At 63.1% G+C, this 13,485-nt stretch carries 15 protein-coding genes; 3 read left to right on the top strand and 12 right to left on the bottom strand.

The annotated features are described in order from the left end of the window. Nucleotides 1-2: 2 nt before the first annotated feature. From AC2TZ7_RS02020 to AC2TZ7_RS02035, 4 genes are all read right to left on the bottom strand, one after another. Nucleotides 3-713, bottom strand: a complete 711-nt coding sequence (locus tag AC2TZ7_RS02020; protein WP_489865712.1) for a gamma-glutamyl-gamma-aminobutyrate hydrolase family protein — start codon at nucleotides 711-713, stop codon at nucleotides 3-5. Further along, complete coding sequence (locus tag AC2TZ7_RS02025; RefSeq protein WP_489865713.1) at nucleotides 710-1,669, bottom strand: amidoligase family protein; 960 nt, start codon at nucleotides 1,667-1,669, stop codon at nucleotides 710-712. Before AC2TZ7_RS02025 ends, AC2TZ7_RS02020 begins: the two co-directional genes overlap by 4 nt. Before the next feature lie 59 nt (nucleotides 1,670-1,728). Beyond that, on the bottom strand, nucleotides 1,729-2,910 hold the full coding sequence (gene rlmN, locus AC2TZ7_RS02030) for a dual-specificity RNA methyltransferase RlmN (protein WP_083078043.1): 1,182 nt from the start codon (nucleotides 2,908-2,910) through the stop codon (nucleotides 1,729-1,731). 133 nt (nucleotides 2,911-3,043) lie between these two features. Further along, nucleotides 3,044-3,559, bottom strand: coding sequence for an invasion associated locus B family protein (locus AC2TZ7_RS02035; RefSeq protein ID WP_489866776.1), 516 nt, complete (start codon nucleotides 3,557-3,559; stop codon nucleotides 3,044-3,046). Between the two features lie 166 nt (nucleotides 3,560-3,725). Here AC2TZ7_RS02035 and AC2TZ7_RS02040 point away from each other — a divergent pair, with 166 nt between their 5' ends. Continuing rightward, nucleotides 3,726-4,718: an asparaginase gene (locus AC2TZ7_RS02040; protein ID WP_489865714.1), complete on the top strand. Its 993-nt coding sequence runs from the start codon at nucleotides 3,726-3,728 to the stop codon at nucleotides 4,716-4,718. 3 nt (nucleotides 4,719-4,721) lie between these two features. Here AC2TZ7_RS02040 and AC2TZ7_RS02045 read toward each other — a convergent pair whose 3' ends face one another. From AC2TZ7_RS02045 to AC2TZ7_RS02070, 6 genes are all read right to left on the bottom strand, one after another. Continuing rightward, on the bottom strand, nucleotides 4,722-5,540 hold the full coding sequence (locus AC2TZ7_RS02045; protein WP_489865715.1) for a DUF1217 domain-containing protein: 819 nt from the start codon (nucleotides 5,538-5,540) through the stop codon (nucleotides 4,722-4,724). Next, the gene (flbT, locus tag AC2TZ7_RS02050; protein WP_078542484.1) at nucleotides 5,537-5,941 is read right to left on the bottom strand and encodes a flagellar biosynthesis repressor FlbT; all 405 of its coding nucleotides are present in this window, start codon (nucleotides 5,939-5,941) and stop codon (nucleotides 5,537-5,539) included. The genes AC2TZ7_RS02045 and flbT overlap by 4 nt, the downstream gene beginning before the upstream one ends. Continuing rightward, nucleotides 5,938-6,357, bottom strand: coding sequence for a flagellar biosynthesis regulator FlaF (gene flaF / locus AC2TZ7_RS02055; RefSeq protein ID WP_489865716.1), 420 nt, complete (start codon nucleotides 6,355-6,357; stop codon nucleotides 5,938-5,940). Before flaF ends, flbT begins: the two co-directional genes overlap by 4 nt. A 42-nt stretch (nucleotides 6,358-6,399) precedes the next feature. Then, entirely contained in the window at nucleotides 6,400-7,620 is a 1,221-nt protein-coding gene (locus AC2TZ7_RS02060) for a flagellin N-terminal helical domain-containing protein (RefSeq protein WP_489865717.1), read from the bottom strand. Between the two features lie 208 nt (nucleotides 7,621-7,828). After that, nucleotides 7,829-8,167, bottom strand: a complete 339-nt coding sequence (gene flgN / locus AC2TZ7_RS02065) for a flagellar export chaperone FlgN (RefSeq protein WP_489865718.1) — start codon at nucleotides 8,165-8,167, stop codon at nucleotides 7,829-7,831. Further along, complete coding sequence (locus tag AC2TZ7_RS02070) at nucleotides 8,160-8,444, bottom strand: rod-binding protein (RefSeq protein ID WP_489865719.1); 285 nt, start codon at nucleotides 8,442-8,444, stop codon at nucleotides 8,160-8,162. Before AC2TZ7_RS02070 ends, flgN begins: the two co-directional genes overlap by 8 nt. A gap of 1,414 nt (nucleotides 8,445-9,858) precedes the next feature. Between AC2TZ7_RS02070 and fliK the strand changes: the two genes are divergently transcribed. Together fliK and AC2TZ7_RS02080 are read left to right on the top strand one after the other, a co-directional pair. Next, the gene (gene fliK, locus AC2TZ7_RS02075; protein WP_489865720.1) at nucleotides 9,859-10,506 is read left to right on the top strand and encodes a flagellar hook-length control protein FliK; all 648 of its coding nucleotides are present in this window, start codon (nucleotides 9,859-9,861) and stop codon (nucleotides 10,504-10,506) included. Between the two features lie 9 nt (nucleotides 10,507-10,515). Then, nucleotides 10,516-11,199 (top strand): flagellar hook capping FlgD N-terminal domain-containing protein, encoded by a 684-nt coding sequence (locus AC2TZ7_RS02080; RefSeq protein WP_489865721.1) that lies wholly within the window; start codon nucleotides 10,516-10,518, stop codon nucleotides 11,197-11,199. Here AC2TZ7_RS02080 and ubiB read toward each other — a convergent pair. Continuing rightward, nucleotides 11,196-12,725: a 2-polyprenylphenol 6-hydroxylase gene (gene ubiB / locus AC2TZ7_RS02085; RefSeq protein ID WP_489865722.1), complete on the bottom strand. Its 1,530-nt coding sequence runs from the start codon at nucleotides 12,723-12,725 to the stop codon at nucleotides 11,196-11,198. The two genes, AC2TZ7_RS02080 and ubiB, sit on opposite strands and share 4 nt — an antisense overlap. 3 nt (nucleotides 12,726-12,728) lie before the next feature. Beyond that, nucleotides 12,729-13,481 carry a bifunctional demethylmenaquinone methyltransferase/2-methoxy-6-polyprenyl-1,4-benzoquinol methylase UbiE gene (gene ubiE, locus AC2TZ7_RS02090; RefSeq protein WP_078521607.1) on the bottom strand — a complete coding sequence of 251 codons (753 nt, stop codon included), beginning with the start codon at nucleotides 13,479-13,481 and terminating at the stop codon, nucleotides 12,729-12,731. Between the last annotated feature and the right edge of the window lie 4 nt (nucleotides 13,482-13,485).

Genomic DNA, 13,485 nt, shown 5'->3' on the forward strand with positions numbered 1-13,485 from the left:
GCTCAGGCCTTCGCCTCGGCGCTGACCTCGGGCAATTGCGCGCGGTGCTCATGGCTCGCACGCGCTGCCGCCACCAGTGCCCGGAACAGCGCACGCTGCCGGTGGGCATAGGTCAGGTATTCCGGGTGCCACTGAACGCCGAGGGCGAAAGGCTCCTCGACCCGCTCGACCGCCTGAACCATCCCCGAGCCGTCGCGCGCCGCGACCCGTAGCCCATCGCCCAAGCGATCCACGGCCTGACTGTGCAGCGCGTTGACCCGCATCGGCTCCAGCCCCGCCAGCGCACCGAGCCGCGAGCCGGGTTCGACGCGAACGTCCTTTTTCGGCAGAAGCGTCGTATGTTTATGCGCGTTGTAATGATCGTAGGCGTCCTGATGCAGATCGCCCCCGAGCGCGACATTGATCATCTGCGCGCCGCGGCAAATTCCCAGCACCGGTTTGTTCTGCGCCATCGCCTCCTCGACGAGGCATTTCTCCAGCTCGTCGCGCGCAGGGTCGAGCACCGCGCTCGCGATCAGATCGCCGCCGTAGAGTTCGGGTGAAATGTCATCGCCGCCGCCAACGATCACGCCGTCGACATGCTGCACCTCGGCGCGTTTACCCGCGACCCAGCGGACCGAGCGACCGCCCGCCAGCCAGACGCCGAAGGCGATGAAGGGGTAGACCCGCCACCCGGTGCGACGCGACGTCGATATGCCGATCAGGGGCTTCATCTATGCCCGGCAAGCCTCAGAATTTTCTCGCAGCTCTCGACCCATTTCCCGCCCAGCAGATGGAATTCGGTCTTCGCCGTCAACCATTCGCGGCACATCAGGCCAAGAAGCTCGGGATCCGCCGCGAGCGTCTCCACGAACCACCAGCGCCGCCATTCGCTGTCGAGCGACCAGGTCTCATCGTCGATGCGGCAATCGGGCAGACGGAAATGGAAGGCAGGACGCGGCGAAACGGTGCCACCCTTCCCTTCCTCCGGCGCGATCAGATCGGGCCGCAGCTCGCAGAAGATCGGCAGCATATCGAGCCCGTGGTTCCGCGACAGCGTGTGCCTGCGATAGGTGACGATCACCTCGTCGAGCGCAGCATCCGGGCCGAGCCGCGCCAGATCCTCGATCAGCTTTTTCGGATAGGGCGCGGTGAAAGGGAGCACCTCGCGCGTGGTCTCGATCGGCCATGTCTCGCGCATCCACTCCTCGATCAGCGCGAAGGCCAGAAGCGGGCGAACGATATCCTCGGCCTTGCGCGATGCGATCTCGGGATTGAGGTGAAGGCCGAACCCATAGAGCAGAGACCGCCCCGTTCCCTGCGCACCTTCGCTGCGCAGCAAATCAATGAAATCAGAGAGTTGCAAGAGGCCTTCGCGGTCCAGCGGCTCGGTCACGATCTCGACCGGAATGACCTCGCGCCCGATGCGCAGACCCAGTTCCTTGAGCGAGCTATCGGCTTGCTTGCGCAGCGAGATATCCAGATAGACCTGCAGATCGCCGATCTTCGTGCCGGTGACCTCCCAGTCCTGACCGTCGCTACGCCGCGCCTCGCCCCCAAGGGCCTGCGCGGCGATCTGCGCGATGCGCGCCTCGGTCAGCCCGGCAAACTCGATCTCCACGCCAGTGCGGCGCGGCTTTCCCTCGGCATTACAGGGCTTTGGCAGCGAGGCGATGGCCTCTCGCGTCATGACGTCTCCGGTTACTTCCCACACGCAGAGTCAATGCAGAAGCGGCGAAGCGGGTTCCCTTAAAGCCCCGCTTCCGCCTGAATTTGCGCCCGCGATTTGCGCGCCCGCTCGGTCGCCGATTTCAACTGACCGCAGGCGGCCATGATGTCCTCGCCGCGCGGCGTGCGGATCGGCGAGGCATAACCCGCCTTGTAGATGATGTCAGCGAAGCTCTCGATCCGCTCCCAATCGCTGCGCTCATAGGGCGCGCCGGGCCATTCGTTGAACGGGATCAGGTTGATCTTCGCGGGGATGCCGCGGATCAGCTTCACCAGACGGCGCGCGTCCTCGTCGCTGTCGTTCACGCCCTTGAGCATGACGTATTCGAACGTGATCCGCTCGGAGTTCGACAGGCGCGGATATTCCCGCAGCGCGTTCAGCAGCGTCTCGATATTCCAGCGCTTGTTGATCGGCACCAGCTTGTCGCGCACCTCGTCGGTCGTGGCGTGGAAGGACACCGCCAGAAGACAGCCGATCTCCTCGGCGGTCTTCGCGATCTCCGGCACGACGCCCGAGGTCGACAGCGTGATCCGGCGGCGGCTGAGGCTGATGCCTTCACCATCCATCACGACCTGCATCGCGTCGCGGACATTCTCGAAATTATAAAGCGGCTCGCCCATGCCCATCAGAACGACATTCGACACCAGACGGGTCTCGTTCTTCGGGCTGTTCTTCTCGGGCCATTCGCCAAGATCGTCGCGTGCGAGCATGACCTGTCCGACGATCTCGCCGGGCGTCAGGTTGCGCACGAGTTTCTGCGTGCCGGTGTGGCAGAACGAACAGGTCAGCGTGCAGCCCACCTGGCTCGAGATACACAGCGTGCCGCGGCTTTCCTCGGGGATATAGACCGCCTCGACCTCGTGGCCGCCCGCGATCTTCAGGAGGTATTTCCGCGTGCCGTCCTCGGACACCTGCTTCGAGACGATCTCGGGCAGGGAAATCTCAAATTTCTCGTCCAGCATCGCCCGGTAATCCTTGGCGAGGTTGGTCATCGCCGCGAAATCGCGCACGCCCCAGTAGTAGAGCCACTGCCAGATCTGGCCGACGCGCATCTTCGCCTGCTTCTCGGGCGTGCCCGCCTCGATCAGCGCCGCGCGCAGCTGGTCACGGGTGAGGCCGATGAGGTTCACCTTGCCGCCTTCGGGCAGCTTGCGCGGGATCGTGTGCACGTCTTGCGTGATCGGAGCCTGAGACTGGGTCATCGCATGTTTCCTTGAAATGAGGCGCCTCATATAGGGGATTCGCCCCTGCATTAACAGGGGGCGTCGCGCTTTTGGCTCGAACGCGAAAACCCCGGCGCATGGCCGGGGCTCCAATGTCAGGCGCGAGGGTCGCTTACTGGCAGCGCTGCTCGGCTTCGGTGGTCGCGGCGGTGAAGCCCATCAGCGAGAACGTGTCCTCGGTCTGGGTGCCACGGCTCGAACGACCGGTCAGTTTCACGTCTGCGCCAGCCTTGAGGGCGTCGATAATCTTCGCGTCTTCTTCCGGCGATCCGGCCCACGCGCCGCCACCATCGGTGAAGAGCGTGTATTTCTGACCGCCGACCTCGAGATCGACCGTCGAGCCATCCGCGAAAGGATAGCCGCCCATGAACGAAATCTCGGGCTTCTTGCCCGGACGGTAGGTCACGAACAGCAGGATATCCCCGCGGTTCACCTGCACGACCTTGCCGCCTTTGGTGTTGACCGTCTTCTTCGGTTTCGACACGCCCCAGCACTCTTTCGGATCGTTATCGACGAAGACGCTCCAATCGGTATTCGCCGCGACGCGGTTGGTGCTTTCCTGCGCCATTGCGCCATGCCCCGCCCCGATCATGAGCGCGGCGACCGCCGCGATCCGCAGACCCTTCATCATCATGCTTACAGCCTCCAGCTGTCAGGTTGCCTCTGCATCGCCCGGGCCGGTCACCCTGTTTTCGGTGGCGAATGCGTTTTCCTCTCGATAACACTCATTTAACCTAAAAAAGCCTAGGGGTAAAACCCCGCGATGGCGAGATTTCGCGCATAGGAGGCAGGCGATGACGGCACCGAAGGCAATGATCGAGCTCTGGCGCGGGGGGATGTGTGAATCCGTCCATCACGGCCATGCGGTGATCTTCGGCCCGGAGGGGATCGAAGCCTCTTGGGGCGATCCCGAAGCCGTTATTTTTCCGCGCTCATCCGTGAAGATGATCCAGGCCCTGCCGCTGCTGGAAAGCGGCGCGGCGGAGGCTGCCGGGCTGACGACGCGTCAGCTGGCCCTCTCCTGCGCGAGCCATTCCGGCGCGCAGATGCACCGCGTGGCGATCGAAGACTGGCTCGCGACGCTTGGGCTGGGCGATGACGACCTGCGCTGCGGGGCGCATCTGCCGCGCGACAAGGCCGAGAAGAAACATCTGATCTGCTCGGATCACGCGCCTTGCCAAGCGCATAACAATTGCTCGGGAAAACATGCCGGGTTCCTGACACTGAACCGGCATCTGGGCGGCGGCCCTGACTATGTGGAGATCGATCACCCCGTGCAGCGGGCCGTGAAATCCGCCTTTGAAGAGGTGACCGAGGAGACTTCGCCGCGCTACGGGATCGACGGATGCTCGGCCCCGAATTTCGCGACCAGCCTCGCCGGTCTCGGTCGCGCCATGCAATTCTTCGCTGCGGCGACCTCCGACGGCGATTTGCGGGCGCGCGCTGCGACCCGTCTGGTCGACGCGATGATGGAGCATCCGGAGCTCGTCGCGGGCGAAGGCCGCGCCTGCACCGAGATCATGCGAGAGGCGAACGGACGCGTCGCCGTTAAAACTGGTGCGGAAGGCGTCTATGTCGCCATGCTTCCGGATCAGAAGCGCGGCGTCGCCCTGAAGATCACTGATGGCGCGACCCGGGCCTCGGAAGCGGCGATGATCGCACTGCTGATCCGTCTCGGTGAGCTCGATGCCAACGCGCCCGTGGTGCATCGCAGATTGACCGGCCCAATCACCAATTGGCGCGGCCTGAAAACGGGCGAGCTGCGCCGTGCCGTGCAGTTTCCCTAAGGCCTAGAGCCGAAGGGACAGGCCCTGCGCCCCCGCGTTTTGCAAAAGGCTGAGCGCGACATTCTGCGACGAGACGCTGGTCATGCTCGAGAGCTGCGCACGAAGCAAATAATCCCGCGTCAGGACCTCCAGTTTCTCGGGCGTGGAAAGCTCCGCGGGGTCGGAGGTGCCATAGACGCGTTGCGCCTTCGACATATAGATTTCGCGTTGCTGATCGACATTCAGCGCGCCGACGCTGGGTGGCAGGTTGAGCGCGGTCCGGAACACACGGCTCAGGGATGGCGATCCGATAATCGTGTACCACTTCGCAGTCTCGGACATATCCTTCGCCGCGAGCTCAGGTAGGTCGCGCTGCAACGACATCGCCATGCGCAGGTCATTATCGACTTCGCCAACCGCGACCTCGAATTCTCGGGTTTGAAATTTCGTCAAAATCTCATCCGCAAAAGTCGAAAGCTGCGTTCGCGGAACGGAGTAATCCCCGAAACCGAAGGCCGTGGTCAGCGCGAGATAGCTCTTATCCGACAGCTTGTTGGCCAGCGCCGTTCTGTCCAAAGTGCCTTCCTCGAGCACTTTTCGGATGAAGTATTTATTGTCGATATCCGCATCGAGACCGAATGCACCGAGCGCCACACCGAGCAGACGCCGATCGTCTACCAAAGCCTTCGCCGTATCGATCTGTCCGATCGTCTCCCGGAAATATGTATCGAGGCGTTGGTTTTCCGTCGACGCCGCGAAAGCGGCCTGCTGCGTCTCCATCGTGCGTGAGAGAAATCGCCACCCCGCAAACCCGGAAAAGGGGACGACCGGCTGATAGGTCATGACGCGCCTGCGGCGAGGAGACGTTCCTCCCGCGGAAGAAGCGTGCGCAGCGCTTTCAATGCTTGGTAATGCTGGTTCTCGATCACGGCGAGCGTGGCTGCATTGAGTTGCGCACGGCTATCTTGATCCTTGAGAACTTGACTGAGCTGCTCGATCCCCCGAAGCAACTGCATCTTCGCCTCTTGCGGGTCGGTGTCACCGGAGAGCACGAGCTGCGCGATATAGCAAACCCGACGGACCGGGGTGTTGACCTCTTCGGGATGTATCGCATCGCGCAGCCGCAGGATATTCGCGTTCGGCGTCATGATCGCGAGCCGCGATCGGCGATCTCCGTTTTCGATGACGGCACCGTTGATCAGCACTCTCTCTTTCGGGGCGAGTTTCAGAACGAGGCCGCTCATTGCTTTGCCCCTTCTTGTCGCAACCCGCGCATGATGGCGGTGTTCACGTCGATCAGCGCATCGACCGACCGCTTTTGCGAAAGCACGAGGCGGCTATGCGCCTGCGTGAACTCGTGCAGGAAAAAGATGCGGGCGCGGAGTTCTTGCGGCAAGCCATTCTCCGGATCGGCGACATCCGCCGCAAGCGCGGTCCAGAGACGGCGGTTTTCGAAGATCGCTTCGGCCAGTGCGGCAAAAGGGGCATCTTGCGAAGAAACCTGTTTGAGGCGGCGCGTGATGCGGGCGAATAGCTCGAATTCGAGGCCGCGCGGTGTGCGCATCGGTTGGCTGGGATTGGAATAGGCCGTTTTGGCCAAAGTCGTCGCGTACACGGGAAATCCTTCCGGTGACTGAAACTGATCATGCGCGAGGCACATGAGGGAAGCGGGGGCGCCAAGTCAGGCGCCCCTACTTGAGCCTTAGCGGAACAGCGAGAGGATGTTCTGCGGCTGCTGGTTGGCGATCGAGAGCGCCTGGATGCCCAGCTGCTGCTGTGTCTGCAGCGCCTGAAGACGGGCCGAGGCCTCCTCCATGTCGGCATCGACAAGCGTGCCGATCCCCGCCTTGAGCGAGTCGCTCAGCTTCGAGATGAACTCGGCCTGTGTCTGGATACGCCCCTCGGCGGAGCCGAAGGCCGAAGCCGCATCGGTTGCGGTCTGGATGAGCGTTTCGATGCTGCCGAGCGCACTCGCCGCATTCCCGCCGGCGCCGTCGTCAACATTGATCGCGCTCAGCAGACCGAGACCGCCCGAGCCGGCATTCTCATACTGACCGGTGATGGTCAGAGAATCGGCCCCGTCATTCGTGATGGTGAGCGTGCCGGCGGTACCGCTGTTGTAATCGACGGTGACATTCGCGCCCGAGTTCTCGATCGCGGATTTCAGCCCGACCGCCACGACATCCGCGGTGGTCGTGGATGCGATATCCTCTGCGGTCACGACATAGGACACCGACAAATCTCCGATGCTCATGTTGATCTTATCACCAGCCGCGAGGTTGGTGTCGACGATCACAATGGTCCCGTCGTCATCGGCGCCGCCATTCGCATCGCGGGAGAACGAGAAGGCGTCGTCCGTCGTTGCGGTCACACCATCGGTGCCGGTGAACACGTCCGCGCCCACATAGCCGCCGACGGAGAGATCCTGCGAAGAAACGCCGATGAATTTGGCCGCGACCGTCCCGTTCGACGCCCGATCGAGCGAGGACAGAACGTTCACGGTCGAGGAGGTTGAGCCGTCTACGAGGTTGAGGCCGTTGAACTGCGCCGCGCCAACCACTGATTTGATCTGCTCGCGCAGCGCGTCGACATCGGTCTGAAGCTTGGTCTGATCGACGTTCTGCTCTTGCGCGGCGACGATCTTGCCCTTCATCTCGGTCAGCAGGTCGGTCACGGTTTCCGCTGCCTGGCGCGCCACGGCGACCGTCGATTCGCCGAGCGCGAGGCTGTCGGAGATCCCCGAGAAGCCCTTCACATCGGATTCCATCACTTTCGAAATCGCCCACACGGCCGCGTTGTCTTTCGCCGAGCCGACGGATTTGCCGGTCGAGATTTCGGACTGCGTGGTGGCGAGGCCGGAATTGATCCCTTTCAGGGTCTGCAGCGCGACCATCGCGCTGGTATTCGTCAGAATGCTGGACATGATTTATCCTCTTAGTGTCGACGCTTTGCGTCACTCGATTGCAAAGCCGCGTGTTCGTCGCGGCACTCAAGGCTTTCTGACCAATGCGCCTCCTGAGTCGTGAAGCGCGCCATCGCTTGGATGCGTCGCCACCATGGCTCTGCAAAGGCTAACAATCTGCTAAGTCTCCCCCGTGATCTCCCGGCAAATTCCGTTCATGATTAACAGCTTATGCACGCCGCTCGAAATCACCACTGCCGCGACGGATCGGCTGCGCACGGCCTTCCTTGTCGTAGGAATCGAACCCTTTCGCCGCCGTCACGATCGTCTTCAGGCGGGCCTGCGCCGCGCGAACCCCTGCCAAGGCCGCGGCCAACAACGCCTGATTCTCGCGGGCAAGCGCCCGAATTCGTTCGACTGTGTCGCGATCAAGATCCGCCAGCGACGCCATCGCGCGCTCCTTTCGATCGCTCAAACCGACGAGGTCGGCGAAATCCGCAGATCGAATCGCTTCCCGCTCAAGGCGCAACAGCGACAACAGCTCTTCCGCAGCATTGCTTTCAGGCATCCTGCCCCCCGTTCTTGAGCGATTCGAAGATGGTTTCTGCGAGGCCAATTCCGCCGGCCTCGACCATGGCCTTTGACTGTTCGGCCCTTAGGAAGGAGGAGAATTGCTCTTCTCCGATCCCCCCGCCGAAAGCGCCGCTTGCAGCCGTCAAACCGGCCTCTTTGAGCATTTCCGAAAGGAAACCGGCCTCGAGCGCCTTCGCTTGCTCGAACAGTTTGGCCTCTTGCGGCGAGACGCCAGCGGCGCGTGGCAGCGGCGATACGGTCGGGCTGTGCATCGAACTCTCCGGTTGCGGATAATTTTCTGCACTCTGCCAGTCGGGCGTAAAGAATCAGTAAGTTCCTGCGGCAATAGTGGCCTCGACACAGACAGAAGTCGTGAGGACCATGATTCCCTTTCCGATGCCAGAAACGCCGAAAGGCTGGGGCGGCCATCTCAAGACTGCAGCCGCGCATCCTGAGGCGACAGAGCCACCAAGCGGTGGGTTTTCGCTTGAGGCAGAGCCCGCGCCGCGGGGCGCAGAGTTGTCCGGGACGCGCGAGGGTCAGGCTGAGCTCAAGACCAAAAAGGATGCGCAGCCCGAGTCTGACGAAACGCAGACCTCGCCCCCGAGCGAGCCGGGCTCGCATGAAACCCCTGACAGCGCCGCGGGCCTCCTGCCGCCCGGGTCTCTAAACCGACTTGGTCCGGCTTCGACTGAGTCCGCGACCGGACCAGATCTGCCCAATGGGTCCGATACCGGGAGGAAGCCGCCCGAGATCGCCGCATCGAATGAAGGAAGCGCATCGCCTAGACTAAGTGGGCAAGACGCGTTGAAAAAGACAAATGCAGACGAGGAACCAACTCAGATAGGAAAGCCCCCCTCGGGCAGAACATTGCCTTCTGCTCCACTCTCGAACGGAACGTCGATGCAACCACAGATCGGCGCGCAAAACGGGGGAGAGGGTCAAAATGGGATAGCCACAATATCTCCTACGAGAGTTGCGGGACCTGTCGTGCCGCGCGACGCGCACGCTCAGATACAGACGCCTGCTGAAGCTCATGAAGCATCGGCGGCGGCCGTGCCACCGCGACCCGGGGCATCCGATAGGGCGCGAGCGGAAGCTGAGCACGTTGAAACAAGGAACAGGCGGCATGGAGGAGCGACCGGCTCGAGCCCTTTCTCCCCCGAAGCCGCGCCAACACGCGTTCCGAACACGACGCCGTCTTCCCAAGCACCGCTGGCTGGGGGGCTTTCTCAGGCGGCTTCTCGGACCGAAACGCCTTCGATCTTGGCGCCGACAGAGCTTGTGCCCCCACAAGCGCCCGAGACGGAGCCTGCAGAAACACCCGCGACCAGGAAGGCAGGCGAGGCTGCGGCTTCGGCGCGCATGTCACAGTCAGCGATACCGGTCGAACCACCCCTTGCGACGACGCAAAATTCCGGCGCTACGACAAAGCCATTCGCCGCGAGCGAAGTCCGTCAGACCGGTGAGACGGACATCGTATCCCCAAGGTCCCGGCACGCCGCAAAAATGGAAGGCCCACCTGACGGGCTGACGATCCAAAACGCTCCCAGCGGCATGTCAGATATCCAAGCTTCCGGGGCGGAGAGGCGCCCGTCTCCGCCGCCAATCTCGATTGGCATAGAAAGCGGTGCTCCGAAAAATGCGAAGGTCGTGGAGCGCGAGAGGGCGACCCGGGTTGGCCCCTTGCTCGGCCAGCTGGTCGGAGACGCCCCCCAAGCACCGCCCGCGCGCGTGGATCATGCCCAAGCCATCTATCTGACGTCGGCTGCATTGGGGGCGGCGCAGGCCGACGCAAACGACCCCGGTCTGATCCCAAAGCCCGGTGCTATTGATACGCCCGAGTCGTGGGCTGCGCATATTGCTCCGCAGGCCGCGGCAACGGGGGTGACGGGGCTGGCACATTCGGGGGCAACACCCACTCCCGCATCGATCGCGCAGTCGATCGCCCATCAGATCGGGATCTCACTGCCGCGGATGCCCGACCGGCCGGTGGAAATCGCGCTCTCGCCAGAGGAACTGGGCCATGTTCGCATGACCCTCCATGCGAGCCAGCATGGCATGACGGTGGCGATTCAGGCTGACCGTGCCGAGACGCTCGACCTCATGCGCCGCCATATCGACACGCTCGCGCGCGAGATGCACGACATGGGCTATGGCACGCTCGATTTTCAGTTCAGCCAGCGCGACGAGCGTCCGCAGCAACAGCCCGACATGCTCGACGGCTTGGGCGCAGGTCCGGGCCTGGACACAATTGAGACGCCAATTTCCCCGGCCCCACGCGCAACCGCGCGCCTCGCCCCCCCGCAAAGCGGGCTCGATCTGCGGATGTAGGAGACGACCATGACCACCACTTCCCCCATCACCTCACCTGCCACCGCCACGTCGGCCGTTACCGCCACGGAGAACGGCACCGGCAGCAAAGCCCCCTCGGCGCTGAGTTCGGATTTCGAGACCTTTTTGACGATGCTGACCGTTCAGATGAAGAACCAGGACCCGCTCAACCCGATCGAAAGCGCGGATTTCGCGGTGCAGCTCGCTACCTTTTCGGGCGTCGAACAGCAGGTGAAGACCAACGACCTGCTGACCGCTCTGTCCGGTCAGATCGGGCTCGGCGGATTGAGCGAACTGGCTGGCTGGGTCGGAATGCAGGCGCGTGCAGAAGCCCCGAGCTACTTCGACGGCGCGACGCCCGTGGATCTCGCGCCGGCCGCACAATCGGGGGCCGATGCCGCGGTTCTCGTGGTCACGGATTCCGCCGGGCGTCAGGTCGCGCAGAAACCGATCTCGCCCGCGCTCGACAGCTATGCCTGGGACGGCACAAACGACGCAGGTCAGCTACTGGGCGCAGGGCAATACAGTTTCGCGCTGCAAAGCTACGCCTCTGGAAACTTGATCGGCACCGACCCGGTTGCGGCCTACACACGCGTGACCGAGGTGCAATCAGGCGCGGAGGGCGCGCTGCTGACGCTTGAAGGCGGCGCCACGATCGCCGCGGACACGGTCAGTGCGTTGCGAGAGGGTTAAAGCAACCGACCCAGCACGACGCCCAGCAGCAGCAGGGCCGTCCCGGCAGAGATCAGTGCCGCATAGCGCCAGCGGGTTACCGTCACGGGGGGCGGCGTCGGTTCGGTCTGCTTGCGGATCGCCGCCTTCACCAGATCGGGGAGTTCCGGCCCGAAGCGGCCCAGAACCTGCACCGTCTTGCGCAGGTCATTCGCGATGGCGCGCGGACCGAGGCTTTCGCGGATATATTTCTCCACGACCGGCTTCGCGACTTCCCACATGTTCAAAGACGGATGCAGAGAGCGCGCGACGCCCTCGACGACCACCATCGTGCGCTGCAGCAGAATCAGCTGTGTCTGGGTCTGCATCCCAAACCGCTCGGTCACCTCGAAGAGATAGGCCAGAAGCCGCGCCATCGAGATATGCGCGGCATCCATCCCGAAGATCGGCTCGCCGACAGCGCGCAGCGCCAGAGCGAACTCGTCGACATCGCGATCGGCGGGGACGTAACCGGCCTCGAAATGCACCTCCGCCACGCGCTTATAGTCGCGCTGGATGAAACCCATGAGAATCTCGGCATAGACCCGGCGGGTATATTCGTCGATCTGCCCCATGATCCCGAAATCATAGGCGAGAATATCGCCGTTCGCGGCCACTTTGAGATTGCCGTGATGCATGTCGGCATGGAAAAAACCGTCGCGCAGCGCATGGCTGAGAAACAGCTGCAAGACGCGCTCGCCGGTGGCCTTGAGGTCATGGCCCGCCGCGCGCAGCCCGTCCGGGTCGCCCATCGGCAGACCCTCGGCCCAGTCGAGCACCATCACCCGCTTGGCCGAAAGGTTCCACACCGGCTGCGGCACGAGGAAGCCAGCATCGCCTTCGGTATTCGCGCCGAATTGCGAGGCAGAGGCCGCCTCCAGGCGCAGGTCCAGCTCGCCCATCACCACGGATTCGAAATGCTTGATAACATCGCTCGGGCGCAAGCGGCGCGAGGCGGGCGAAATCCGTTCGATCATAGCGGCCGCGAAATGGAACGCGTCGAGATCGCGGCGGAAGGCGCGCTCGATCCCCGGACGCAGCACCTTCACCGCGACGCGCTCGCCCGTATCGGCGCGGCGCGCGGAATGGACCTGCGCGATCGAAGCGGCGGCGACGGGCTCGGAAAACTCCATGAACAGCTGATCGGCGGGCGCGCCCAGTTCTTCCTCGACCATGCGTTTGGCCACGGAAGTCTCGAAGGGCGGCAGCTTGTCCTGCAGCACGCGCAGCTGATCGGCGAGCTCCGAGCCGACCACATCGGGCCGTGTCGAGAGGACCTGACCGAACTTGATATAGGCCGGGCCCAGCGCGGTGATCGCGCGCGTCACCGGCGGCAGGTCCGGATCGCCCTTGTAGCCGAGCCACGCGAAGGGCGCGCTGATCGCATAGGCCACGGCGCGCAGCCGCGGCGGCGCTTCCATCGCTTCGAGCGCCTGATGCATCGCACCCGTGCGGATGAAGGTCGCGCCCGTCCGGATCAGGCGCCAGATATTATGGGGTCCGCGCATCGGTTAAAGTTTCCAGCCCGAATGCAGCGCCGCGATCCCCATCGAGAGGTTCCGGTAAGAGACATTCTCGAACCCGGCCTCGCGGATCATCTGCGCGAATGTCTCCTGCGTCGGGAATTTGCGGATCGATTCCACCAGATACTGATAGCTGTCGCGGTCATTCGCGACGATCTCGCCCATCTTCGGGATCACGTTGAAGGAATAGAGATCATAGGCCTTCTGCATCATCTCGTTCGGGATCTGGCTGAACTCGAGCACCATGATCCGCCCGCCGGGTTTAAGCACCCGGTAGGCCTCCGAAAGCGCATCAGGAATGCGCGTCACGTTCCGGATGCCGAAAGAGATCGTGTAGACGTCGAAGGAGTTATCCGCGAAGGGCAGCGCCATCGCATCGCCCACGACCCAGTCGAGACTGTCGGCCATGCTTTCGGCCTCGGCGCGTTTGCGGCCTTCGACCAGCATCGATTCGGTCATATCGCAGACCGTCGCGTGGCCCGAGCCTGCGCGTTTGAGGAAGCGGAAGGACACGTCGCCCGTGCCGCCCGCCACATCGAGCAGCTTTTGCCCCGGCCGCGGCGCGAGCCAATCCATCATCGCATCTTTCCAGACGCGGTGGATGCCCATGCTCATCAGGTCGTTCATGATGTCGTATTTCGATGCCACCCGCGAAAACACGCCGTGAACCATGCCAGCCTTGGCATCTTCGTCCACGGTCTGAAAACCGAAATGCGTGGTCTTTGATTGCTCTGCGCTCATGGGC

The organism is Thioclava sp. ISO4 (assembly GCF_058105145.1).